23 protein-coding genes are annotated in these 26,373 nt (G+C 38.0%); all 23 read right to left on the bottom strand.

Annotated features, from left to right (window positions below; genetic code table 11):
* Positions 1 to 23: 23 nt before the first annotated feature.
* Positions 24 to 1,268 (bottom strand): aspartate kinase, encoded by a 1,245-nt coding sequence (gene dapG, locus V7124_RS01050; RefSeq protein WP_335411585.1) that lies wholly within the window; start codon positions 1,266 to 1,268, stop codon positions 24 to 26.
* Positions 1,269 to 1,302: 34 nt separating this feature from the next.
* A complete protein-coding gene (asd, locus tag V7124_RS01045; RefSeq protein WP_335411588.1) occupies positions 1,303 to 2,361 on the bottom strand; it encodes an aspartate-semialdehyde dehydrogenase in 1,059 nt (352 codons plus the stop codon).
* Between the two features lie 187 nt (positions 2,362 to 2,548).
* Complete coding sequence (gene dpaB / locus V7124_RS01040) at positions 2,549 to 3,148, bottom strand: dipicolinate synthase subunit B (protein ID WP_335411590.1); 600 nt, start codon at positions 3,146 to 3,148, stop codon at positions 2,549 to 2,551.
* Positions 3,145 to 4,047, bottom strand: coding sequence for a dipicolinic acid synthetase subunit A (dpaA, locus tag V7124_RS01035; protein WP_335411592.1), 903 nt, complete (start codon positions 4,045 to 4,047; stop codon positions 3,145 to 3,147). The genes dpaB and dpaA overlap by 4 nt, the downstream gene beginning before the upstream one ends.
* 170 nt (positions 4,048 to 4,217) lie before the next feature.
* Positions 4,218 to 4,463 (bottom strand): YlmC/YmxH family sporulation protein, encoded by a 246-nt coding sequence (locus tag V7124_RS01030; protein WP_335411594.1) that lies wholly within the window; start codon positions 4,461 to 4,463, stop codon positions 4,218 to 4,220.
* Positions 4,464 to 4,692: 229 nt separating this feature from the next.
* Positions 4,693 to 5,931 carry a M16 family metallopeptidase gene (locus V7124_RS01025; RefSeq protein ID WP_335485083.1) on the bottom strand — a complete coding sequence of 413 codons (1,239 nt, stop codon included), beginning with the start codon at positions 5,929 to 5,931 and terminating at the stop codon, positions 4,693 to 4,695.
* Positions 5,932 to 6,001: 70 nt separating this feature from the next.
* Positions 6,002 to 6,949 carry a polysaccharide deacetylase family protein gene (locus V7124_RS01020; protein WP_335485080.1) on the bottom strand — a complete coding sequence of 316 codons (948 nt, stop codon included), beginning with the start codon at positions 6,947 to 6,949 and terminating at the stop codon, positions 6,002 to 6,004.
* 226 nt (positions 6,950 to 7,175) lie between these two features.
* Entirely contained in the window at positions 7,176 to 9,299 is a 2,124-nt protein-coding gene (gene pnp, locus V7124_RS01015) for a polyribonucleotide nucleotidyltransferase (RefSeq protein ID WP_335485077.1), read from the bottom strand.
* A gap of 218 nt (positions 9,300 to 9,517) precedes the next feature.
* Entirely contained in the window at positions 9,518 to 9,787 is a 270-nt protein-coding gene (gene rpsO, locus V7124_RS01010) for a 30S ribosomal protein S15 (protein ID WP_045515183.1), read from the bottom strand.
* Between the two features lie 140 nt (positions 9,788 to 9,927).
* Entirely contained in the window at positions 9,928 to 10,899 is a 972-nt protein-coding gene (gene ribF / locus V7124_RS01005) for a bifunctional riboflavin kinase/FAD synthetase (RefSeq protein WP_335485074.1), read from the bottom strand.
* A gap of 32 nt (positions 10,900 to 10,931) precedes the next feature.
* On the bottom strand, positions 10,932 to 11,852 hold the full coding sequence (gene truB / locus V7124_RS01000; RefSeq protein ID WP_335485071.1) for a tRNA pseudouridine(55) synthase TruB: 921 nt from the start codon (positions 11,850 to 11,852) through the stop codon (positions 10,932 to 10,934).
* Between the two features lie 252 nt (positions 11,853 to 12,104).
* On the bottom strand, positions 12,105 to 12,476 hold the full coding sequence (rbfA, locus tag V7124_RS00995) for a 30S ribosome-binding factor RbfA (protein WP_335411605.1): 372 nt from the start codon (positions 12,474 to 12,476) through the stop codon (positions 12,105 to 12,107).
* A 16-nt stretch (positions 12,477 to 12,492) separates the two neighbouring features.
* Positions 12,493 to 12,774 (bottom strand): DUF503 domain-containing protein, encoded by a 282-nt coding sequence (locus V7124_RS00990; RefSeq protein ID WP_335411607.1) that lies wholly within the window; start codon positions 12,772 to 12,774, stop codon positions 12,493 to 12,495.
* Positions 12,771 to 15,047 carry a translation initiation factor IF-2 gene (infB, locus tag V7124_RS00985; RefSeq protein WP_335411608.1) on the bottom strand — a complete coding sequence of 759 codons (2,277 nt, stop codon included), beginning with the start codon at positions 15,045 to 15,047 and terminating at the stop codon, positions 12,771 to 12,773. Before infB ends, V7124_RS00990 begins: the two co-directional genes overlap by 4 nt.
* Positions 15,048 to 15,066: 19 nt before the next feature.
* Positions 15,067 to 15,369, bottom strand: a complete 303-nt coding sequence (locus tag V7124_RS00980; protein WP_335411609.1) for a YlxQ family RNA-binding protein — start codon at positions 15,367 to 15,369, stop codon at positions 15,067 to 15,069.
* Positions 15,366 to 15,650, bottom strand: coding sequence for an RNase P modulator RnpM (gene rnpM, locus V7124_RS00975; protein ID WP_335411611.1), 285 nt, complete (start codon positions 15,648 to 15,650; stop codon positions 15,366 to 15,368). Before rnpM ends, V7124_RS00980 begins: the two co-directional genes overlap by 4 nt.
* An 18-nt stretch (positions 15,651 to 15,668) precedes the next feature.
* Positions 15,669 to 16,790, bottom strand: coding sequence for a transcription termination factor NusA (nusA, locus tag V7124_RS00970; protein WP_335411613.1), 1,122 nt, complete (start codon positions 16,788 to 16,790; stop codon positions 15,669 to 15,671).
* A 39-nt stretch (positions 16,791 to 16,829) separates the two neighbouring features.
* Positions 16,830 to 17,300 carry a ribosome maturation factor RimP gene (gene rimP, locus V7124_RS00965; RefSeq protein WP_335411615.1) on the bottom strand — a complete coding sequence of 157 codons (471 nt, stop codon included), beginning with the start codon at positions 17,298 to 17,300 and terminating at the stop codon, positions 16,830 to 16,832.
* A gap of 212 nt (positions 17,301 to 17,512) precedes the next feature.
* Positions 17,513 to 21,835 (bottom strand): PolC-type DNA polymerase III, encoded by a 4,323-nt coding sequence (locus V7124_RS00960; protein ID WP_335485195.1) that lies wholly within the window; start codon positions 21,833 to 21,835, stop codon positions 17,513 to 17,515.
* Positions 21,836 to 21,989: 154 nt separating this feature from the next.
* The gene (gene rseP, locus V7124_RS00955) at positions 21,990 to 23,249 is read right to left on the bottom strand and encodes an RIP metalloprotease RseP (protein WP_335411619.1); all 1,260 of its coding nucleotides are present in this window, start codon (positions 23,247 to 23,249) and stop codon (positions 21,990 to 21,992) included.
* Between the two features lie 19 nt (positions 23,250 to 23,268).
* Positions 23,269 to 24,411 carry a 1-deoxy-D-xylulose-5-phosphate reductoisomerase gene (gene dxr, locus V7124_RS00950; protein ID WP_335485066.1) on the bottom strand — a complete coding sequence of 381 codons (1,143 nt, stop codon included), beginning with the start codon at positions 24,409 to 24,411 and terminating at the stop codon, positions 23,269 to 23,271.
* A 21-nt stretch (positions 24,412 to 24,432) separates the two neighbouring features.
* Positions 24,433 to 25,221: a phosphatidate cytidylyltransferase gene (locus V7124_RS00945; RefSeq protein ID WP_335411623.1), complete on the bottom strand. Its 789-nt coding sequence runs from the start codon at positions 25,219 to 25,221 to the stop codon at positions 24,433 to 24,435.
* 44 nt (positions 25,222 to 25,265) lie between these two features.
* Positions 25,266 to 26,045, bottom strand: a complete 780-nt coding sequence (locus V7124_RS00940) for an isoprenyl transferase (RefSeq protein WP_335411625.1) — start codon at positions 26,043 to 26,045, stop codon at positions 25,266 to 25,268.
* Positions 26,046 to 26,373 lie beyond the last annotated feature (328 nt).

Here is a 26,373-nt window from a genome sequence, read left to right as displayed (position 1 = left end):
TACCATTTCCTACCTTTAGTATATTAGAAATCCGTAAGCTTTGTTTCCATTGTTTCTTCTTCAAGATGAAAGGCGTCATGTAATGCATTCACTGATTTTACCAAGTCGTCTTGCTTCACAAGTACCCATATCGTCGTATGGCTATCTGCGGATTGTAAGATGCGTATTCCATTCTCCGAAAGAGCTGTAACAATCCTTGAAGTAACACCCGGAACTCCTGCAATTCCGGCTCCAACAACAGATACCTTCGCACAATGACGTTCTACTACAGGGTCATGACCTATTTCTTCTAATACCTTAATGGCCTTGTCAGTCATTTCTTCCGTCACCGTATATACTACACCATTAGGTGAAATATTGATGAAATCGACACTGATTTTTTCGTTTGCCATTGCTTTAAATACTTCTGCTTGTAAATTGTATTGATCTTTTTTGGCAAAAACTTTAATTTGAGTTACATTCGAAACATGTGCAATTCCGGTAACCGTTCGTTCTTTAATATCACTGCCCCGGGAACCTTTCAAAATGGACGTAACCAATGTACCTAAACTGTCGGAATAAGTCGAGCGAATTCGAATCGGAACCTTCGCCTGCATGGCTATTTCAACAGCTCTTGGATGAATTACCTTCGCACCTTGATAGGCCATATTACAGAGCTCTGTGTAGGTTACAACCGAAAGCTGCCTGGCATTTTCCGCAATTCTTGGATCAGCTGTCATAATTCCTTCTACGTCGGTAAAAATATCGATCCATTCTGCATTTAAAGCAGCCCCTAATGCAGCTGCAGAAGTGTCACTGCCACCTCGTCCAATTGTTGTAATGTCACCGTTCTTTGCAGCACCTTGAAATCCAGCAACAACGACAACATCATTAAATTCTAGTTCTCGTAACAATCGGTCACATTTCATTTCTACAATCTTTGCTTGGGAATGATCGTTATTTGTTCGAAATCCCGCTTGGGCACCTGTCAAAGCGATCGCATCAATGCCATTGACTTTCAGCATATTTGCAAAAACAATACTAGAAATGATTTCACCACAGGATAATAGCAGGTCATTTTCTCGTTTACTGACCTTACTTTGATTACCTCCCACTAAGGAAAGGAGTGTATCTGTTGCATAGGGGTCACCATTTCTTCCCATCGCAGATACTACTACTACTACTTTAAATCCATCAGCCAATGCTTTTTTGATATGTTTCTTGGCATGCTGCCTGCTAGCTTCGTCCCTGACAGATGTCCCGCCAAATTTTTGAACGATTATTTTCATATGACATTTAAACCTGCCTTTTTTAATCAGATCTTTATTTTTTTTCTTTAATTAAACCTAGCTTAATTAAGCTCTCAGCAATTTGAACTGAATTCCAGGCAGCGCCCTTGAGCAAATTGTCAGAAACTACCCACATATGGAAGCCACGACCTTCATTTAGATCGTTACGAATTCGCCCTACAAAAACATCATTACTGCCTACACAGTTCGCAGGCATTGGATATAATTGATTTTCTGGATCATCCTGTAAAACTATGCCTGGTGCCGTTTTTAACAATTCTTTAATTTCATTTGCAGTGATGTTGTCTGCTTCGATTTCAAAATACACAGACTCAGAGTGACCAACTGCGACAGGTAATCTTACACAAGTGGCAGCTACATGGAGCTCAGGAAGATGCATTATTTTTTTTGTTTCATTTATCATTTTCATTTCTTCATATGTGTAGCCATTCTCTGTAAATTGATCTATTTGTGGTATAGCATTAAAAGCTATTTGATAGTGGTTCTTATCACCTTTTACAGGTAAGATTTTTGGTTCTGCTTGCTCTCCATTTAGAATTGCTTTCGTCTGGTTCTGTAATTCTTCAATGGCTACAGCCCCTGCACCTGAAACAGCTTGATAGGTTGAAACAATAACTTTCTTAAGTCCATATTTCTGTCTAATCGGTTCCAATGCTACTACCATTTGGATAGTGGAACAATTCGGATTTGCAATAATTCCATTATGATCGTGCAAATCAGATTCATTAACCTCTGGTACAACCAACGGAATATCCTTACCCATTCTAAAAGCACTTGTGTTGTCCACTACAATAGCCCCATGCTTTACAGCTTCTGGAGCAAGTTCTTTTGAAATATTTCCTCCAGCAGAAAATAAAGCAATATCCACTCCAGCAAAGCTTTCTGGCTTAGCTTCCTGAATTGTATGCTCTACACCATCGATTGTAACTTTCTTTCCCGCTGAACGTGCAGAAGATAATAGGGTTAATTGGTTAATTGGGAATTTTTCTTTCACTAATGTTTGAATCATTTGTTGACCGACCGCTCCTGTTGCCCCAACTACCGCAACATGATAACCATTTGTCTTACTCATTTTCTAATGCCCCTTTCAATCTTTCATCTATGATTTATTGGTCATTTCTGTTTCAATGTAACAAGAATCAGAAAAGGTTAATATAAATTCTCATCAGTGAGACAATGTGTCCCACTGACGATTGAATTATAAATATATTAACATATTCCTTGAAAGAAAAAACCATATTTGATGAAAGGAGTTAGAATTAGTCTGTATCCCTATATCTTTCCACTAGAACTGGCTGAATTTGTCTGCCGTAAAGAGCAGCTTCAACTGTTTCCATTAGCAACGGCATTCTTGCCACCATCGAATTGGGTTTTTTTTCGGGGTCATCCTGGCCATATGGAATAAAATATATATGTTTTGTTGCCATTAATCTCATCAAGTTTACTCCATTTAGCCCTAATGCATCATTTGTAGATATTCCCAGGACAACAGGTTTTAGATTTCTTAGGGTGGCTTTGGCAGCCATTAATACAGGACTATCATTCATCGCATTCGCAAATTTACTCATTGAAACACCTGTTAATGGGGCAACAACCATACAATCTAAAGGGATCTTTGGACCTAACGGCTCTGCTTTAATGATTGAATCTATCACTCTGTTACCTGTTAAATCCTCAATCCTTTGAATCCAGTCTTCACCTTTTCCAAAACGGGTTTCAGTATTTTTCACCGTAAATGTGACTACAGGTAATACCTCAGCACCTGCTTGAACTAACTTCTCAATTTCAGGAAATACAGCATCATACGTACAATGAGAACCGGTTAATCCAAAGCCGATTTTTTTCCCTTTTAAACTCATATTAATTTCCCCTTTCGCTCACTATAATCATCTTGAAGCAATTGGGCCAGAACATTGGCTAGTATTTGACCAGCTGTTTTTGGCGCGACTATTCCAGGTAACCCTGGTGCAAGCAGTGCTTTTATGCCTCTTTTTTCTGCATACCTAAAATCAGTTCCACCTGGCTTTGAGGCAAGGTCAATAATTAGAGTATGAGCAGGCAATTTGGAAATAACTTTAGCACTAACGATTAATAACGGAATGGTATTGATTAAAATATCAGTATCCTTAACCTCTTTATCTAATTCGTTTAAATGAAAAGGGGTTAGCCCCATTTCGGTAATTCTGGCAAGATGTTCACTTTTTCTGGCACCAACTTTTACTTTTGCTCCCAGGGCATGAAAGGTCCTCGCCACACTCATCCCAACTCTTCCTAAACCTAAAACCGCAATATTGGAGCCATGAATAGTAAAATCTGTATGCTGGATAGCCATCATAATTGTTCCTTCTACAGTAGGGATAGAATTATATATGGCCACATCGTCCCTCTCAAAAAGCTGTATGAGCGAACGATTTGCTTCCTTTGTAATTCCATTTAAATAGGCATTAGTTATTCCTGAATAAATGGTACAATGTTCAGGTGTTTTCTTAAGCATATCAGCTGTCAATACTACCTTTTCATTCGAAAAGATTGTTTCAACATCCCCTTCTAAATTTGTACCGGGTACCGGTAAGATTAAAGCATCCATATTTGAAAAATCGACTTCATCCAACTTATCCTTCACAGCGCCTGTAAACGCGTGATCAAGCTGCTCGAAGCCAATTAAAGATAATCTGGCATCTAACTCGGTTAACTTCCGGATAATTTCCAGCTGTCTTGCATCTCCACCGATTACGGCTATCTGCATCCCTGTCAGCATGAAATCATTCACCTTCTTTTCAAAAAATCCAAACAGAAGTCGTTTCTTCTTATCACTTCAACATCTTATGTAAGAGCGGATAAATCTGTGAGTTTTTCAGATACAGATAAATAAAAAAGCCCAAGCAAAATTTTATTTGCTTAGGCTTTTATCTATATTCCATTTCTACGTTACTCTTCTTCTTGTACATCAATAATAATCATATCAGAGCCTATCTTTTTTATATGCTGCCAAGGGACTCTAATTTCCCCGCCCTGCTTTCTAAATCCAAACCATTTTAAAGATGATGGTATTAGCAGTGCTTGAATTTGACCAGAGTTTTCATTGATCTCCAAGTCTGTTTGACCAAGGACTCCCAGCCGTTCTGCTTTTTTTACATCCACTATTTCTTTACCGCTTAATTCACTTAACCTCATTATATTGCCCCCTCTTTTCAACATCCTTACTATATGTTTATCGATGGGAGTCCAAATTTAGACTAAGAAAAGTGGAAGCGCCTTGCCCAGGGGCGACAGGCATAAGACGAGCCGGCTAGAAGGTTGTTCTTTAACCTTCTTGACGGATTGGCTTATGACCCCGAGCCACTAGGCGCTGGAACTAGACAATAAAAGAAAAAACAGTTCGAAATTGAACTGTTTTTAGCTGCTATTTTAAACTTTTTGGTAATTCTCCATCGGGACTGATTAGGGAAACCGAGAACTTGTTTGAAAAAATGGATGTAGACATCCCATCGACACTTTGTTTTGATACTTGATCAATTTGCTCAATAATTTCATCAAGTGAACGATGACGTTTTAATAGGAGTTCATTTTTCCCATTTCGACTCATCCTGCTATTTGTACTCTCTAAACTTAACATTAAACTTCCCTTTAACTGTTCTTTACTGTTGATTAATTCTTTTTCTGTAATTCCATCATGTGTTAATTTTTCGAGTGTCTCTTGAATCGTTTCATATAACACATCAAGCTGCTTAGCACCTGTGCCGCCATAAACGGTCACAACACCGTTATCTTGATAAGCAGAGTGATAGGAGAAAACAGAATAAGCTAAGCCGCGCTGCTCGCGAACTTCTTGGAAAAGTCTGCTGCTCATACTGCCGCCTAAAATATTATTTAATATAATTAAGCTGTAGACATCTTCGTGACCAATCTTTAATCCTTCGAAACCAATACAAAGATGGGCTTGTTCTGTTTCCTTTTTTCGTGATAATTTATTCGAATGGAATGTAGGTATATTTTCAGTAATCGCACTTTTTCCACCTTCATACGATCCAAAATATTTTTCAACCTCTTTAATAAATGTATCAGAAACATTTCCAGCGATGGAAATCACTACATTTTCTGGTGTGTAATGATTGTGAATATATTCTTTAAGAGTATCACTCGTAAACGTGTTGAGGGTTTCCTCAGTTCCTAAAATAGGATATCCAAGTGGATGATCTTCATAAATGGCACGGCTTAGTAAATCATGGACAATATCATCTGGTGTATCATCATACATCTTAATTTCTTCTAGAACTACATTTCTTTCTTTATTTAACTCTTCTTCAACAAAGGTTGAATTGAAGAACATATCAGCTAAAACGTCTAAAGCAAATTGAGCATGTGTATCCAATACTTTTGCATAATAACAAGTGTACTCCTTCGAAGTAAAGGCATTCACTTGACCACCAATACTATCAAAAGACTCAGCAATTTCTTTCGCTGAACGAGTTGCTGTTCCTTTGAAAAACATATGCTCTAAAAAGTGCGAAATACCATTCGTTTGGGGATTTTCATTTCTTGAACCAGTGCCAATCCATACTCCAATGGCTACAGATCTCACTGTTGGAATATTTTCTAATACAATTCTTACTCCATTTTTGCAAGAATATCTATTTATCATCAAAATCCTCCTATCGATAAAAACCAGAAATCAACTTATTTTACTTTATTATCTGGAAACAATGCTAATTTTATTTCATCATTCTTTCTTCACTCATTAAATCGCTTACAGTACTTATACGTAAACCCTTTTCCTTTATCAATGAAATGAGACGGTCTAGTGATTTGGCAGTTGGTTCAGTTGGATGCATGAGTACCATTGACCCGTTATCGATTTTAGAAATAACACGATTAATCAATTGGTCTGGTGAGGGTTTTTGCCAATCAATTGTATCTACTGTCCACATGACCGTCTTCATCTTTAATTCCGCTGCTATTTTTACCGTTTCATCCCGGTAACTACCACTTGGAGGTGCAAACCATTCACTTTTTTTACCTGTTGCTGCCTCGATTACTTCATTTGTTCTTACCATCTGCTCCCTTGTTTGAGATGCAGATAACCTTTGCATATTCGGATGCGAATAAGAGTGGTTTCCCACCTCATGTCCAGCGCTTACAATCATTTTGGCTAAATCAGGGTTATTTTTTACCCAATTTCCCTCTAGGAAAAAACTGGCTGAAACTTGATGTCTTTTTAGCGTAGCAAGGATTTCCGGTAAATATTCATTTCCCCATGCCACGTTAATGATGAAGCTGACCATCGGTTTTTCTGGATGCCCACGGTAAATAGGAGATGGCGGTAAATCTTTAAGATGAATAGCTGGTTTTATTTGTTTATAGACCAATTTTTTTTCATCAAAGATCCCATCTTTTTTCATATTTTTATATGAAGCTTCAATATCGATCATTACCCCATTATATCCGGGGATCGATTTCCACACTCTATCGACTTTTGCATCAGAAGGTGGTATTTCATATGTAGAAGCATTTTTAACTATACTTTGATATAGAGGATTTTCTTGCTTTCCAACGGTTAGTGCGTTTCCTTTTAGTGAAGACACATATGTATCAACAAGTGAATTATTGACAGAAAACCATGCAGCAATTATTAAGAAAGCGATCATACTTAACTTCTTCATCTTCCTTCCCCCTTCATACAAAATATATGAAAAATGGGGACAAGGTAGAACTAAAAGCGTAAGCGCCTTGAACAGGGGCGACAGGCATAAGACGAGCCGGCTAGAAGGTTGTTCTTTAACCTTCTGGACGGATTGGCTTATGACCCCGAGTCCCTAGGCGCTGCAGCTAGATAGAACTAATAAAGAAAAAGTCAGGGTTCCCCCTGACTTTCACTTTGAGAAGGACTTAATGTTGTTTTTCAGCTTCAGCCTTTTCACGTTGTTCTTTTAATATTGCCTTGCGTGATAAGTTCACACGACCTTGTTTATCAATTTCTGTAACTTTCACTAAAAATTCGTCACCGATTTTAACGACATCCTCCACTTTTCCAACTCGCTCTTCAGCCAGTTCAGAAATATGGACGAGTCCATCTTTTCCAGCAAATATTTCTACAAACGCACCAAACTTTTCAACACGTTTGACTTTGCCAAGATACATTTCGCCAACTACAACCTCACGAACAATATCTTCAATAATTTTCTTTGCCTTTTGATTCATTTCTTGATCAGTTGAGGCAATAAATACTGTTCCATCCTGTTCAATGTCAATCTTAACACCAGTTTCTTCAATAATTTTATTGATTTGTTTACCACTTGGTCCAATAACATCACGGATTTTATCTGGATTAATTTTCATCGTTAGAATTTTTGGTGCAAATTTTGAAAGCTCTGTTCTAGGCTCTCCAATCGTTGCAAGCATTGATTCAAGGATATGCATTCTTCCTTTTTTAGCCTGTTGTAGTGCTTCTTCAAGAATTTCGCGAGAAAGACCTTTAATCTTGATATCCATTTGCAGTGCAGTTACACCTTTTGCTGTTCCTGCCACTTTAAAGTCCATATCCCCAAGATGGTCTTCCATTCCTTGAATATCGGATAATACGGTGTAATAATCACCTGATTTTACAAGTCCCATTGCAATACCAGCTACTGGTGCTTTAATTGGAACACCTGCATCCATCATTGCAAGTGTACTTGCACAAATACTCGCTTGAGAAGTAGACCCATTTGATTCGAGAACTTCAGAAACTAGACGAATTGTATATGGGAAGTCTTTTTCTGACGGTACGATTGGTTCTAATGCTCGCTCACCAAGGGCACCATGTCCGATTTCACGACGGCCTGGACCACGGATTGGGCCCGTTTCACCTACACTAAATAACGGGAAGTTATAATGGTGCATAAAACGTTTTTCTTCTTCAATACCTAAACCATCGAGAATTTGTACATCTCCCATTGCTCCTAAAGTACAAATACTTAATGCTTGGGTTTGTCCACGAGTAAATAATCCTGAACCATGTGTACGAGGCAAGATACCTACTTGTGAAGACAGTGGACGTATTTCATCGATCTTTCGGCCATCAGGACGAATTTTCTCAACGGTTATTAAACGGCGAACTTCACCTTTAACAATTTTATCTAAAATTTGTTTTACTTGCTTCAAGTCATCTGCAGTTGCTTCATTCTCTTCGAATTTTGCAATTACACGATTTTTCACTTCTTTAATAGCATCCTCACGAGCATGCTTTTCCTGAACCTGGATAGCCGTTACCATATCAGCTTCACATATTTCTCTTACTTCCGCTTCAAGGTCCTTATCAAGTTCGTATAGCGTGATTTCTCTTTTTTCTTTGCCAGCCTCGGCCATAATTTTTTCTTGGAATTCAACGAGACTCTTAATCGCTTCATGTCCATACATAATGGCCTCAAGCATTACTTCCTCAGAAACTTCATCTGCGCCAGCTTCAACCATGTTGATCGCATCTTTCGTTCCAGCAACCGTTAAATGGATATCGCTTTTTTCAGCTTGATCTACTGTTGGGTTAATTACAAACTCTCCATCGACTCTGCCAACAATTACACCAGCAATAGGTCCCTCAAATGGAATGTCAGATGTACAAAGTGCTAAAGAAGAACCAAACATTGCCGCCATCTCTGAAGAGCAATCTTGATCCACACTCATTACAATACTAATAACTTGTACATCATTACGGAATCCATCAGCAAAAAGCGGACGAATTGGGCGGTCAATTAACCGACTTGCTAAAATTGCTTTTTCACTAGGACGACCTTCACGTTTAATAAAACCGCCAGGTATTTTCCCCACAGCATATAATCGTTCTTCATAGTTACAAGTTAATGGGAAAAAGTCTAAGTTTTTTGGTTCTTTTGATGCTGTCGCTGTACTTAAAACTGCTGTATCTCCATAACGGACCATTACCGCTCCATTAGCTTGTTTAGCTAATTGTCCAATTTCAACGGTTAATTTACGTCCAGCCCAATTCATGGAATACTCATGTTTTGTTTGTTCCATATTTTTACCCCTCTCTATCCAAATCACACTAGAGAAAATGCGAAATAGTATCGCTCTAATCATCTAATATAAAAAGCTTTTTTCATTTATGTTAGCAATACAAATATACTTATAGTATGCACAAATTTCTGCGACTTAAAATATGTATAAGAGATTATTTCAATCAAGTTCCTTTTTTAAACCTAACAAAAAAGCGGGAAAAATCCCGCTTCTTTTGATTATCGACGAAGTCCTAGCTTATTGATTAAAACACGGTAACGTTGAACATCTTTGTTACGTAGGTACGTTAAAAGATTACGACGCTTACCAACCATTTTCAACAGACCGCGACGTGAGTGGTGGTCCTTTTTATGAGTACGTAAGTGCTCATTCAAATTGTTGATTGATTCAGTAAGGACAGCGATTTGAACCTCTGCAGATCCAGTGTCATTATCATGAGTTTTATACTCAGCGATAAGTTCGTTTTTACGCTCTTGTGTGATTGCCATCCTATTCACCTCCTAAATTTTCTATCCCCTGTTACTGAGCAAGCGTCGGTGACTCGACTTGCCAAGCAAAGGTTATTTTTGGTACGTTAATAAGAATACAACGTTTTATGGCAAAAAGCAAGTTCTAACCAAAGAAAATGCTATTTTTCGCATTTGTTTGGCAGCTGTTTGTCGATATGTTCAAAGTATTGAATTGCATTTTGCTTATCTGTTTCTATTTGGGCAACGAGTTCTTCGATTCCGGAGAATTTTTGTTCTTTACGAAGGTATTTGTGCCATTCAACCATAACAAATTCACCATATATTTCTTGGTGAAAATTAAATACATTTACTTCTACTGAAATCCTTAAAGCTTCCTTATTAAAGGTTGGTTTGAAGCCTACGTTGCATACACCTTCATACCAAGTTTCACCTATCCTGATTTTTACAGCATAAACACCCACTGGAGGAACAATATATTCATCGTTTGTGTCGACGTTTGCTGTTGGAAATCCGATTGTCCTGCCTCTTTTATCACCATGGACGACAATACCTGCTGTTAAATAGAATCTACCGAGCAACTCAGGCAATTCAGCTGTTTTCCCTGCTTTAATATAGTGACGAATTCGAGTTGAACTAACTTTTTCATCGCCGCAGGTGAATTTTTCAACCACTGTAAAAGTAAACTTTTCTCTTGAATGGAATGGTATTGTCTCCATGGTCCCTTTTCCCATACGGCCATAAGAAAAATCAAATCCAGCAACCACATGTTTTACATTTAGATCAATCACATATTGATCAATAAATTCTTGTGGCAACAGGTTAGCAAAATCTGCCGTAAAGTTGACAATAAAAAGATAATCAATGCCTAATTCCTCAATAATGTTTGTCTTAGCTGCTAGTGGAGTTATATATTGAATACGCTCATCACTCTTTCTTAACACAACTGACGGATGAGGGTCAAAGGTCATTACAGCAGATTTCATGCCTTTTTGCTCTGCTTGTTTTTTTGCTTCGAGAATGACCTTTTGATGTCCACGATGAACACCATCAAAATATCCAAGTGCCAAGGACAATGGTGGTAATTCTGTTTTATCTATATTTAATGGAAAATCTAGGTTAATTACTTCCAAATGAAACTCACCTTTTCTTGACGGTAACCTGTTTATCCTTGATCATTACGCAAAACTTTAACTGGTTTTAAAAGTCCAGGCTTGTCCGGGTGTACCGAATAAATGGCAAGGGCTTTTCCTTCTTTGTTTTCCGCGCATATAGGTCCGTTGCTATTTTTTAAGTACTCTGGTATAGGTAAAAGTGCACCATTTTTCACTTTCTCTGCTACTTTATCATTTATTATGTATTTCGGCAAATCAGAAAGTGCCAGTTCTAAAGGTCTTAAACAAGTGGAAATAGCACCTGTTTCCATTAATTTTTCAATCTCCTCAAATGTAAGACAGTCATCAATCGTAAAGGCTGCTGATTGGACTCTAATTAGATTTGACATATGTGCAGGATATCCTAGACATTCACCAATCATGACTGCTAATGTCCTTATATACGTTCCCTTACTGCAGCTTACTCGAAAACGAAAAGAAATATTTTCCCCAAGAAATTCCTCTCTATCATCCAGCAATTCTATAGAGTAAATCGTTACTTTCCTCGTCGGACGTTCCACTTCAATTCCTTTACGGGCATATTCATATAGCCGAGTTCCACCGACTTTTACTGCAGAAAACATCGGAGGAGTTTGTTCAATTTCACCTAAAAAAGAATCAAGTACTTTAAGAATTTCTTTCCTGCTGAAAGTGCGCTCTACCTTCTTCTCCTCTACTATTTCTCCAGAGGCATCTTCGGTTGTAGTAGAGTACCCAATTGTTACTTCACCTTCATAACTTTTACCTGCGTCCGTTATGTATTCAGCTACTTTTGTAGCTTTCCCAATACAAATAGGAAGAACTCCTGTAACATCAGGATCTAGTGTACCCGTATGTCCAACTTTTTTTGTTTTTAATATTTTTCTCAGCCTAAATACACAATCATGCGACGTCAGCCCCGCCGGTTTATATAAAGGTAAAATACCTTCCATCGAAATCACCCCATTCTTTTATGTATGCTCTTTTCTTAAACTATGTTGCTTTTTATAACAAAAATAAATGACTATGCTGCAGTGTTTTTGCAGAAAACAGCAGAAATTTAATAAGAAAAGAGCTTGCAAACTTTAATCAAAGATGCAAAATAACTATTCCCACGTTAAAATCGGCTTTAAGATTTTAACAACAATCGTTAAGAAAACAGCTCTTATTTATGAAAAAAAAGGATAGACAATTGTCTATCCAATTTATTCTTCTTCATTTTTTTCCATGCTTTTTTCGTCATGGTGCAATTGATGGATGAGCGAATTAATACGATTTCCGTATTCCATTGATTCATCCCATTCAAAAAGGATTTCCGGTGTTTTGCGTAAGCGTATACGATGGCCTATTTCCGTTCTGATAAACCCCTTCGCCTTTGCAAGACCCTTTAAAGTGTTTTCCTTTTGCTCTTCATCGCCCAAAACAGAAATATATACTTTTGCTTGCTGGAGATCCCCTGTCACTTGAACATCAGTAACCGTAACAAAACCAATCCGTGGATCTTTAATTTTCCGGCCAATGATGTCACTAAGTTCCTTTTTCATTTGTTCTCCAACACGATTTGCTCTGTGACTCATTACTTCACCTCTTAACTTAAAGCCATTCTATATCGGTGATCGTTCGTTCTATTTCAGGAAAAGAGTCAATAAATTTAAGTACATTTTGAAGTTCCAGTTCAGTCATTACCCGATTGGATGTAACGGCTGCGATAGCTATTCTTGTTCTCTGCCAGACATCCTGGTAGCCAACCTCTGAAACAGATACATTAAATTTTTGTTTTATCCTGGTGAGAATTCGCTGCAAAACAGCACGTTTCTCTTTTAAAGAATGAGCATCATAGATCATACATTCACAAACGGCTATTCCTAAAATCATTTACGTTCAATTTCTTCCATTACGTAAGCTTCAATAATATCTCCTTCTTTAACATCATTGAAGTTTTTAATGGTAACACCACACTCATATCCTTGTGAAACCTCTTTAGCATCATCTTTAAAACGTTTTAATGCATCGATTTGACCTTCAAATACGACAACACCGTTACGAATTAAGCGAATTCCGCTATCACGGGTAATTTTTCCGTCAGTCACATAAGAACCTGCAATCGTTCCAACCTTAGAAACCTTAAAAGTCTGACGAATTTCTGCTTGACCAATGATTTTTTCTTTAAATTCAGGGTCGAGCATACCTTTCATTGCAGCTTCAATTTCTTCAATAACTTTGTAGATAATACTATGCAATCGAACATCGACCTTTTCTTGCTCAGCAGCACGCTTCGCATTCACATCAGGACGAACGTTAAAACCAATCACAATCGCATTTGAAGCCGATGCAAGGGTAATATCCGACTCATTAATGGCACCTGCACCACTATGAATAATTTTGATATTAACACCTTCAACGTCAATTTTTTGCAGTGAGGCTGCAACTGCTTCAGCAGAACCTTGAACATCAGCTTTTAGGATGATGTTTAGATCCTTCATCTCTCCCTGCTTTAACTGTTCAAATAAATTATCTAGGCTGACGATTGTTTTTTCACCACGCTGTACAGCCAATGCTTGCTGTGCACGTGCTTCACCAACTTGTCGAGCTGTTTTCTCATCATCAAATACGACAAAACGGTCTCCTGCTTGTGGAACATCACTTAAACCAGTAATTTCAACAGGTGTAGATGGTCCAGCTTCTTTCACACGGCGTCCTAGGTCATTTACCATTGCACGAACACGACCAAACGTGTTTCCTACAACAATAGGGTCACCAATTTTCAGTGTACCATTCTGAACGAGCAAGGTAGCAACAGATCCACGACCTTTATCTAATTGTGCTTCAATTACTGTTCCAACCGCTTTACGATTAGGGTTTGCTTTCCATTCTTCCACTTCACTTACAAGAAGAACCATTTCTAACAAATTATCGATTCCTTCTCCTGTTTTCGCGGAAAGTGGAACAAAGATGGTTTCTCCACCCCAAGCTTCAGATACTAATCCATGCTCGGTAAGTTCCTGCATAACACGATCAGCGTTGGCAGTCTCTTTATCCATTTTATTAACGGCAACAATTATTGGAACCTCAGCTGCTTTCGCATGGTTAATGGCTTCAACGGTTTGCGGCATTACACCGTCATCGGCTGCTACCACTAGGATCGTGATATCGGTAATTTTTGCCCCACGAGCACGCATTGTAGTAAATGCAGCATGTCCCGGTGTATCAAGGAATGTAATTTTCTTACCATTTTCAACTACTTGGTAGGCACCAATATGCTGGGTAATCCCACCAGCTTCACCTTCTGTTACTTTTGTGTGACGAATAGAATCAAGTAAGGTCGTTTTACCGTGGTCTACGTGACCCATGATGGTAACAACGGATGGCCTTTCTATAAGGTCTGCCGATTCATCTTCTGTAAAATACACTTCAAGATCGGTGGTATCGATTTTAATCTCTTCTTCAACCTCCACCCCGTATTCGCTGGCAATTAATTCAATGGCATCTTTGTCAAGTACCTGATTAATCGTTGCCATAACACCAAGTAAGAAGAGTTTCTTGATTATTTCTGAAGGCTCACGATAGATTTTTTTAGCAAATTCTCCAACAGTCAAAGAATCACTAAATGTAATCTTAGCAGGAAGTTCTTTCACTTTCCTTACTTGTGGCTGTGCTTGTTGAACCGGTGTATGGTTCTTTTTCCGGTTGTTATTATTATTGCGATTTTGGTTATTATTATTAAAAGGTTTTTTAGGACCTTTCCCTGCACTGAAAACTTTATTTTCCTTGGATTGGAATTGTTGACTTTGCTTTTTAGTGTCAACTGTCTTTGGTGGTGAGACCACTTTTACTTTGCTAGGAGTAGTTTTTGAGTCATCATCCTCGAAAGCTTTTGGACTTGTTTTACTTTGCACTTGTGGTTTAACTCCCTGCTGCTGTGGATTCTGATTCTGACGATTTTGTTGTTGTTGTTGTGGTCTTGCTTGCTTTTGACCTGTATTGCTTTGTCCCTTATTATAGGTTGCGTCTAGTTTTACAACTGCCGCATCCTCAATTGTTGCCATATGATTTGAAACTTCTATATTCATTTCTTTTAATTTTGTGATTACATCTTTACTTGAAATATTGTGTTTCTTTGCATACTCATAAACACGTATTTTACTCATATTTTCACCCCCGCTAGAATTAATCGAGCAACGTTATCAGTTTTTTCGCAAATCCATCATCTAGTACAGCTACAACAACGCGGGCTTCTTTTCCAATCGCATGGCCAAGAAGGTGGCGATCTTCCACTAATTTAAATGGAACTTCGTATGATTTACATTTATCTGTAATTTTTTTTGTCGTATTTGCAGATGCATCTGCCGATAATAAAACGAGCTTTGCTTTTCCGTTTCGTATTTCCTTAACAGAAAGCTCCTCACCCGATATGATTTTCCGTGCTCGATTTGCTAAGCCAAGTATTGACATCCATTGATTTGTTTTCATATGGACGGCCTTGTTTCCTTCTCTATAAGCTCTAATAGTTCTTCGTATAACGATTCACTAATAGAAACTTCTAAGTGATTAGATAAGGTGTTTTTTTTCTTGGCTAATAGGACCGCTTCCTTGTCCTTAGAAAGGTATGCACCTCTGCCCGACTTTTTCCCTGTTAAGTCGATAGATACTTCCCCTTCTTTTGAGCGAACGATGCGAACGAGTTCTTTTTTCGGCTTCATTTCACCGGTTGCGACACACTTTCGCATAGGAACTTTTTTACGATTGTTCACGATCATTCACCTCACTTTTTAATCCAATTCTTCTTCATTATTAAATTCAACATCAACCTGATCATCAAAAAGTCGAATCATTTCTTCACGTGGATAAATTCCAAGTTCACGGGCATCTGTTTCAGATTTGATATCTATTTTCCAACCTGTTAACTTTGCTGCTAAGCGGGCATTTTGTCCTCGCTTACCAATTGCAAGTGAAAGCTGATAATCTGGGACAACAACTGTTGTCGCTTTTTCTGACTCATTTACCATTACGTCTAAAACTTTAGATGGACTTAAAGAGTTTGCTACAAAAACAACCGGATTGTCAGACCATTTAACAATATCAATTTTTTCACCTTTTAATTCGTTAACAACAGCTTGAACCCTAGTACCTTTTGGACCTACACAGGATCCAACTGGATCAACCTCATTGTTATCCGAATGAACAGAAATTTTCGACCGGTCACCTGCTTCACGAGCAACTGATTTTATCTCAACCGTACCATCATATATTTCTGGGACCTCAATTTCGAACAATCTTTTAAGCAGACCAGGATGGGTCCTAGAAACGAAAATCTGTGGTCCTTTTGTTGTCTTTTCTACCTTCGTAATGAACACCTTGATACGGTCATGAGGTTTATAACGCTCATTTGGCATTTGTTCATTTACAGGAAGCAACGCTTCAATTTTACCAAGACTGACATATATAAATTTAGAATCTAGTCTTTGAACGATCCCTGTCATGATATCTTCTTCACGATCGATGAACTCAGAATAAATAATACCTCTTTCTGCTTCTCGAACTCGCTGAGTAACCACTTGTTTTGCCGTTTGAGCTGCAATTCTGCCAAAGTCCTTAGGTGTTACTTCCATTTCAACGATATCTTCCACAACATAGTTAGGGTTAATGCGTCTAGCATCTTCTAAAGATATCTCAAGACGTGGGTCAAACACTTGATCCACTACTTCTTTTCTTGCATAAACTCGCATTGTACCTGTTTGCAAATTCAAATCAATTCGAACATTCTGGGCTTGATTGAAATTGCGTCGATATGCCGAGACAAGTGCTGCTTCAATCGCATCAATTATTACATCTCTAGAAATGCCCTTCTCTCTTTCTAGTATTGTAAGAGCATCTAATAATTCGCTGCTCATTTGGTTATATCCCCCTATCTTCCATATATTTTCTTTTTATTATGAAAAAACAATCGCTAGTCTTGCATTAGCTACTTTTTCATATGGAATCTCGATGATTTTTTTGCGGGTTTTAATTTTCATCTCCAGTTTCACCGTTTGCCCATCATAATCTAGCAATGTACCTTCAAATCCTTTTTCACCGTCAATCGGCTCATATGTTTTGATAAAGACATTCTTACCAATTGCCTTTTCAAAATCTTTTGCTTTTTTAAGCGGTCGTTCTGCACCAGGAGAGGATACCTCAAGAAAATAATTATGGGTAATCGGGTCAAGCTCATCGAGTTTTTCACTAAGCCGTTCACTGACAATGCCACAGTCTTCTATATCAACACCGTTTTCTTTATCAATATATACGCGCAGAAACCAGTTTTTCCCTTCTTTAACAAACTCAATTTCCACCAATTCTAATCCTAATTCATGAATAATTGGTTGCGCTAGCTCTTCAACTACTTCCGTTACTTTGCTCATGTTCAACCTCCTTTACCGACATCTTCACCCATATTATACGTATTTCACGGAAAATTTTATTAGTTACTCTACAAAAAATGGTTTATACAAAACGAAAGAGCGGGTTTCCCCACTCTTGTAAACGAGAGTATTTCTTAGTATTTCCAATAAAACTATACCATAACCAAATTTTATATGCAAACTGAAAGGCATCGTGTCAAGGATTTTACTATTTAGAATAGAGAAAGCTGGTTTTGTTCTGGCAGTGAACTGAGACAGCCTTGCTTGTCTAAATATTCCAGAATAGTTTTTGATACTTTACCGCGTTGCTGTAAGTCTTCCTTCGAAAGAAATTCTCCATCTTGTCTGGACTTTACAATATTATAAGCTGCATTCGTACCAAGCCCAGGTATTGAATTAAATGGAGGAATTAAGGAATTTCCTTCAATGATGAACTCTGATGCATCTGATTTATATAAATCGTAATTTTGGAAGGAAAAACCTCTTTCGGTCATTTCAAGTGCTAGTTCAAGAACTGTTAGCAAGTTTTTTTCTTTATTTGATACCTCAAGCCCTTTTGCATTAATTTCTTCGATTTTTGCGCGTATAGATTCTGAACCACGAGACATTGCCTCAATATCAAAGTCTTCTGCACGAACAGTAAAATAGGCAGCATAGTACAAAAGCGGAAGATGAACCTTAAAATAAGCAATCCTTACGGCCATTAACACATACGCAGCGGCGTGGGCCTTCGGGAACATATATTTTATTTTTTTACAAGAGTCAATATACCATTCAGGCACTTCATTTTTGCGCATTTCAGCTTCCATTTCTTCTGTTAGTCCTTTACCCTTACGAACCGATTCCATTATTTTAAAGGCAAAAGAAGGATCGAGTCCTTGATAAATTAGATAGACCATGATATCGTCACGACAGCCAATAACTTCGCTTAAGTTACAGGTTTGGTTATGAATTAATTCTTGTGCATTTCCTAGCCATACATCCGTCCCATGCGACAAGCCGGAAATTTGGACTAATTCAGAAAAAGTCGTCGGTTTTGTATCTTCAAGCATCTGACGAACAAACCGTGTTCCGAATTCTGGTATCCCTAACGTTCCCGTTTTACACATAATTTGCTGTTCCGTTACACCTAATGATTCTGGCCCGCTAAAGATTTTCATCACTTCTGGATCATCAGTAGGAATTGTTTTCGGGTCCATACCACTCAAATCTTGGAGCATTCTAATTACTGTTGGATCGTCATGACCAAGTATATCCAATTTCAGGACATTGTCATGGATTGAATGGAAATCAAAGTGCGTTGTTTTCCACTCAGAATTCCGATCATCAGCTGGGAATTGTATTGGTGAAAAATCATAAACATCCATGTAATCAGGGATAACGATTATTCCACCTGGATGCTGACCCGTTGTTCTTTTTACTCCGGTACACCCTGAAGCGAGCCGTTCAATTTCAGCCCCACGTAACTGTAAATTATTGTCCTGCTGATAAGCCTTTACATATCCGAAAGCCGTTTTATCTGCAACGGTTCCAATCGTACCTGCCCGAAAAACATTGTCCTCTCCAAAAAGAACCTTTGTATAGTTATGGGCCCGTGGCTGATACTCACCAGAGAAGTTCAAGTCAATATCGGGAACCTTGTCCCCTTTAAAGCCCAGGAATGTTTCAAACGGAATGTCATGTCCGTCTTTACGGTATTTACCGCCACACTCAGGACAGTCTTTATCCGGTAAGTCAAATCCTGAGCCAACAGAGCCGTCATTGAAAAATTCGGAATGCTTGCACGTTGGACAGACATAATGAGGTGGTAAAGGATTGACCTCGGTTATCTCAGTCATAGTGGCAACTAAAGAAGAACCAACTGAACCACGGGATCCAACAAGGTAGCCATCATCCAAGGATTTTTTTACAAGTTTGTGCGAAATTAAGTAAATGACGGCAAAGCCATGTCCGATGATACTCTTCAATTCTTTTTCAAGACGTGCTTCAACAATTTCTGGAAGTGGTTCTCCGTAAATCTTTTTCGCCATGGAATAGCTCATTTCTCGCATTTCCTCATCGGCGCCTTCAATTTTAGGCGTATATAAGTCGTCTTTAATTGGTTTTATCGTGTCAATCATATCAGCAATTTTGTTGGTATTGGTTACGACAATTTCCTTAGCCTTTTCTTTACCTAAGAAGGAAAATGCATCTAGCATTTCATTCGTCGTTCTAAAATGGACGTCAGGAAGTTTATGACGGTTTAGTGGATTGGCCCCTCCTTGAGAGTTAACCAATATTTTACGATAGATTTTATCGTTTTCATTTAAGTAATGAACATTCCCAGTTGCTACAACCGGAATACCTAATTTATCGCCAAGCTTCACGATATTACCGATAATATCTTCTAAAGACTTTTCGTCGCGAACTAATTCCATTTCTAATAATGGTGCATTTACTTCCTTAGGCATTACTTCAAGGTAATCATAGAATTGTGCAAAAGCTTCCACTTCATCAGGAGATTTTTGCATCATTCCCTCAAAAACTTCTCCTTTATTACAGCCAGAGCCAACTAGAATTCCTTCTCGATATTTTTGAAGTACGGACCTTGGTAATCTTGGTACTCTATAAAAATATTCAATATGAGAAATGGAGACCAGTTTAAATAAGTTCTTTAAACCTACTTCCGTTTGAGCAAGGAGCGTACAGTGGTAAGGACGTGCCCGCTGATAAGCATTTCCTTTCCCCATGTGATCGTTAAATTGATCATGGTATTCGATGCTTTTTTCCAGTGCATCCTTAAGCATTTTCAATAGTAAATACCCTGTTGCTTCTGCATCATAAATAGCCCTGTGGTGCTGGGTTAATTCAATATCAAATTTCTTTGTTAACGTATTTAAACGATGATTTTTCATTTCTGGATATAGAAATCTACCAAGTTCGAGAGTATCAATGACTGGATTTTTTGCCTTTCCAAGCCCAATATTTTTATAACCCACATTCAGGAAGCCCATATCAAAGGAAGCATTGTGGGCAACTAGCACGTCGTCTCCTACCCAATCATGAAACCTTTGGATGACTGCTCCGACTTCAGGAGCATTTTGTACCATATCATCGGTAATTCCCGTTAAGTTAATCGTTGTTGCTGATAGTCGATGGTGTGGATTTGCGAAGGATTCAAAACGATCAATAATTTCTCCATCTTTAATCTTTACTGCCGCAAGTTCTATAATCGTATCATACACGGCTGACAGACCTGTCGTTTCAACGTCAAATACTACAAATGTATCTTCTGCTAGTAAACGATGGGAATCATTATAGGTAATCGGCACACCATCATCCACAAGATTTATTTCCACACCATAAAGGATTTTAATATTGTTTTTCTTTCCGGCACCGTACGCTTCCGGAAACGATTGAGCAACAGCATGGTCGGTAACGGCAATTGCCTTATGTCCCCACTTACTTGCTTGAGAAATGAGCGTTCCAACAGGAGTCACAGCATCCATTGAGCTCATTGGGGTATGAAGATGAAGCTCTACGCGTTTTTCATCCTCCCGCGCTGTATCCTTACGGCCTGCAGGTTTGATTTCGTTGATATCATTGCCGATCATGACCAAATCACGGACAAAGGTATCATTTTGAATGCTACCTCTTACTCTCACCCACATTCCTTTTTTCACAAGCTGATAAAGGGCAGCATCCTCTTTATCTCGAGAGAACATTTTAACCATCAACGAGCTCGTGTAATCCGTAATCTTAAATGTTAATAGGGTCCGGCCGCTTCTTAATTCCCTTGTTTCCGCATCAAAAATAAACCCTTCCACGGTTACACGTCTTTCCTCATCGACAATGTCAATCATGTTTCGGAGGTCTTGATCACCCTTTATGGTAAGTCCGATTGATAGTGGCCCATCTGGAACATGAACTCCTGCCTCTTTCTCTGCTTCTTTCTTTTGTAGATCAGCTAAGGCCATTAGTCCGCGTTCCTGATCTTCCTTTTGTTTCGCTAATAAGAATTGTTGATATTCGTCATTCTTTTCTTCAGTTTTGATAGTTGTTTCCAATGTTAAGCTAGGGAATCCATATGATTGATAAAGACTAGTAATAAGTGAACCATACTTCCTTTTTAACGTCATTCCTTCCATTTCATTACGGACCGAAATCGTCAGCTTATTACCAGAAATAGTCGGAACTTGTTCATTTAATAGTTTTACTAGCGGTGGTGAAATCCCATCAATTTGTTGAATGCTATAATTCCAATACTCTAGAAGCAGCTCAGTTTGGAAGGTTGGATCGGCTACTTGAATATCGTAAGAAATACTCGCAATAGTTGAAAATTTTCTCTCTAGTTGAGTAGTAAAGCGAAGGTACAAACTAAAAGGAAGAATTTTTTCTAGTAAAAATTGAAAATGCCATCTGCGGGCCTTTTTTTCGACAATAAATCTTTCAATTTGAGCATTTTGAAATTGTGCTACTACAGCGTCCTCTTTTAATTCTAGTTGCTGGAGCAAGAGTAAGAATCGCTCTTTTTTGCCAGTGGCATGTTCGCTCATCATTCCCTCTCCCATCTATATAAAATCTCTCTAATCATTCTTGTCCAAAAAGTAATTATATCATATGATACCGAATCATTCGGCTGATTTCGACAGAAAAATAAAACCAAAAAAGTAAATAAAAAAGGGTCCCATTCGGAACCCATTTTATTTGCTATAAGAAAAATCTTTGGATATCGTTCCAAGTAACCACCAGCATGAGAAGCATGAGAAGTGCAAAGCCAATAAAGTGGACCAATCCCTCTTTATGACGATCAATTGGCTTTCCTCTAACTGCCTCTACTGCGAAAAACATTAGTCTTCCGCCATCAAGTGCTGGTATAGGCAAGAGGTTCATTATCCCCAGGTTAATACTTAATATAGCTGCCCATTTCATAACATAGTAAATACCTGACTGAACAACTGTATCCGTTGAAGCATATATACCAACCGGCCCAGAGAGCATATCAATTGAGAACTGCCCCGTGACCAACTGACCTAGCATAACAAAGATTTGCTTTGTCCAAAAGTATGTCTCAGTAAAACCAGCAGTAATGGATTTCATTGGTGATTTCTCTATAGGACTATATACACCAATCAAGCCTATTTTTTTGCCCTCAACCGTTTGTTCCTTCGGAGTTACAGAGAATTCCTGGTCTTCACCCGCACGGCTAATGGAAAAATCTAGTTTTTCATTTGGATTTTCTCTAATAATTTCTACAACATCGGACCAGCTTGAAATTTCAGCGCCATTAATACTTTGAACAATGTCACCTTCCATCAGACCTGCTGCATTTGCTGCACCATCAGATGTAATTTCGCCTAACTTTGGCTCATTGGTAGGTACACCTTGTAAAAAAGCAATAATAATGAACAAAAAGAATGCAAGGACAAAATTCATCATAGGTCCTGCAAAAATCGCCATTGTTCTTTGTGGCAGCGTTTTGGAAGCGAATTGACGATTATATGGGGCCAATTGTGTTTCAATCCCGTTTTCTACAGTAACAGCGGTTGGACTTACTGAAAAGGTTTGTAAGCTTTCTTCTTCGTCTTCTGGATAGCCCTTAATGAAAAGCTTATGTTCAATATCCGCATGTTCCACTTCAACAATCCGACAATCAGGATACTTTTCTTTATTGTTCAAAATAATTTTATTAACGGTATTATCTTTGTCAAACAAAAGCCCGATTCGGTAACCTGGTTTAATTTCAACAATTTCTGGGTCTTCACCAGCCATCCGGACAAATCCGCCAATAGGTAATAACCTAATGGTATAGGTTGTTTCCCCCTTTTTATGCGAGAAAACCTTCGGACCAAATCCGATTGCAAATTCACGGCATAGAATTCCTGCACGTTTTGCAAAAACTAAATGACCCAACTCATGAAAGAAGACTAGAGCACCAAAGATTACAATAAAGGCAATAACTGTTGTCAAACTAAAAAACCACCTTTTTTTATAGAAGTGTTTTTACAAATTGTCTTGTTTCTTTGTCCACTTCTTGAATAATGGATAAGTCAGGATTCATAATCAAATCATGCTTACTTAATGCCTTCTCTATCAAATCCTCAATCTGTAAGAAATTAATTTTTTCTTCTAAAAAGGCAGCTACTGCAACCTCATTTGCTGCATTCAGAACAGTTGGTAATGTTCCACCTCTTTTGCCAGCCTCGTAGGCATATTGCATGCAACGGAAACGGTTAAAATCCATTTCTCGGAAATTTAATGCACCAATTTTAGCTAGATTTAAACGCTGTGAGCTAGGAAGTGGTAACCTGTCCGGATAGGAAAGTGCATATTGAATCGGAACTCTCATATCAGGTGTTCCGAGCTGCGCGATCACACTGCTATCATGAAATTCTACCATAGAATGGATGATGCTTTCTTTATGAAGAAGGACATCAATTTTCTCATACGGCATATTGTAAAGCCAATGAGCCTCAATTACTTCAAGCCCTTTATTCATCATTGTGGCAGAATCGATGGTGATTTTTGCACCCATTGACCAATTGGGGTGATTTAATGCCTCTTTAACCGTAACGCCTTCTAACTCTTTACGAGTTCGGTCCCGGAAGCTCCCACCAGAAGCAGTCAAAATCAATCTTTCAATATTCTTATCTCGCTCACCCTGTAAACATTGAAAAATAGCTGAATGCTCACTATCAACTGGCAGTAATGCTACTCCCTTTTTCTCTGCCGCATCCATAACAAGATGACCAGCAGTCACAAGGGTTTCCTTATTCGCAATAGCAATTGTTTTGCCACTTTCAATTGCTTGCAATGTCGGACTTAAACCAACACTCCCCAGTACTGCATTTACAAGTATGTCTGCTGAAGGGTAAACTGCTACTTCAATGAGACCCTCTTCACCAAAGGTGAATTTAGTAGTAGGGAATTCTGATTTTAATGTATGACAGTCATGGTACTCTTGTACAGAAACTAGCTCAGGCTTAAATTCATTCATTATTTTCCTGGCTAATTCTAAGTTTTTCCCTAATGATAGAGCCACTAACTTAAATTCTGAAGGATGTTCTCGAATAATATCTAAGGTTTGGGTGCCAATAGAGCCTGTTGCCCCCAAAATACTAATCATTTTCAAAAAAATTTCATCTCCTAATACTTACCATAAATGAAAAAGGTTTAATAATGGCAATACGAATAATAGACTATCAAAACGGTCAAGGATTCCACCATGACCAGGTAAGATATTTCCTGAATCCTTTACATTAAAATGACGCTTAAAAGCGGACTGGACAAGATCCCCTATTTGGCCAAAGATCGAAAGTACAACCGTTATTCCCATTAATTCGAGTATGGTTGCATTTATATCTGAAAATATAGCAAACAATACTCCAATGATTAAGGCGCAACCTACCCCACCTAAGAAGCCCTCAATGGTTTTATTGGGACTTATTTCCGGCCAAAGTTTGTTTTTTCCGATTGCTTTTCCGATAAAATAAGCACCTGAATCTGTTGCCCATATCATAAATAATAAGTAGAAAATATATACGATTCCTGCATCACGGGTCTCAATAAAGAAATAAAAGCCAATTCCTACGTATATAGCGGATAAAATTGAAAAACCAACATCTTCAAAGGTAAAACGATTTTTGGTTATCACGGTATAGGCTAATAATAATAAAATAAAAGCAATTCCAAGTTCTGTTTTTGTATAATAAAAAGTATTTACTACATCATTATACTGCTCTGGTAAGAGTATAACCCAGAGAAATAAAACAGTCAGCAGTCCATGAACAGAGAAAATACTAAGATTTTTCATTTTTAATAATTCATACAAACCGACAGTTGCTAGGAAGTAAGTTAATAGGACAAAAGGCAGTCCGCCGTAAAAAACAATTGGTAGAAATAAAGCAGCTGCTACGACTCCTGTAATGATTCTTTGCTTCATCTAAGATTTCAACACCTTTATAGTACTTGAGCGAGAATAATTTATTAAATACCACCAAATCGACGTTGACGATTTTGATAGGCTTCTACAGCTTCAATCAAATGTTTTTCTCTAAAATCTGGCCATAATACATCGGTAAACCAAAACTCAGTGTATGCTAATTGCCATAACATAAAATTACTAAGCCTTATTTCACCACTAGATCTAATTAATAAATCTGGGTCGTTAAGGTCAGAAGTCATAAGATAAGAGGAAAAAACCTCTTCGTCTAAATCACTCTCTTTCAGTATTCCACTTTTATAATCATTTAAGACTTTTTTTGTTGCATCAATAATCTCTGATCTGCTTCCATAGTTAAGTGCAAAGTTTAATACTAGGCCATCATTGGTCTTTGTATCCTCCATTGCTTTTTCAATTGCATTTAATGTATGTACTGGAAGTTGATCTTTATATCCCATCATTGTTACTTGAACATTTTCTTCTATTAATTCAGGCAAAAAGGTTCCTAAAAATTCCTCCGGAAGCTTCATTAAATAATCCACTTCATTTTTTGGACGTTTCCAATTTTCAGTTGAAAAAGCATACAACGTTAGGGTTTTAATACCAAGGTTATTTGCTAATTTTGTTATTTTACGCACTACCTTCATGCCTTCATGATGTCCAGCAATCCGTGGCAAAGCTCTTTTTTTAGCCCAGCGTCCATTGCCATCCATAATAATTGCAACATGTTGTGGAACAGGCAATTTTCTAACCTTTTCTATATTTTCTCGGAGTGTAGAAGAGTTATTATTTTGATTCTTCCAAAGCCTTATTTTATTAAACATAACATTGCTCCTCCAAATTAAGATAATCATTTCCTCCGATAATAGATCATGGCCACAGAGCCTTGTTGATATATATGAAGAATGCTGATTTTTCGCATGTCTTTATCATACCAAAAAAGTAAAAATTTATCTTCTAATAAATAACTTATGAACTAGTCCTAGAAATAAGAATGAAGTTTTTATTGGCCATGAAAAAATCTTCAAGGTGATAATAGTTAAAAAAACCCCCTAAAAAAGAGGGTTCTTTAAATTAGGCTGTGTTAAACCAGGCTGTTGATTTGCACTACAGGGGCTACGCTTTCCGCGGGCTCGCCCGTGAGCCTCCTCG

The sequence above is a fragment of the Neobacillus niacini genome (genome assembly GCF_036961885.1).
GTDB lineage: Bacteria > Bacillota > Bacilli > Bacillales > Cytobacillaceae > Neobacillus > Neobacillus niacini_H.
This window is presented reverse-complemented; position numbering and strand designations above follow the sequence as displayed.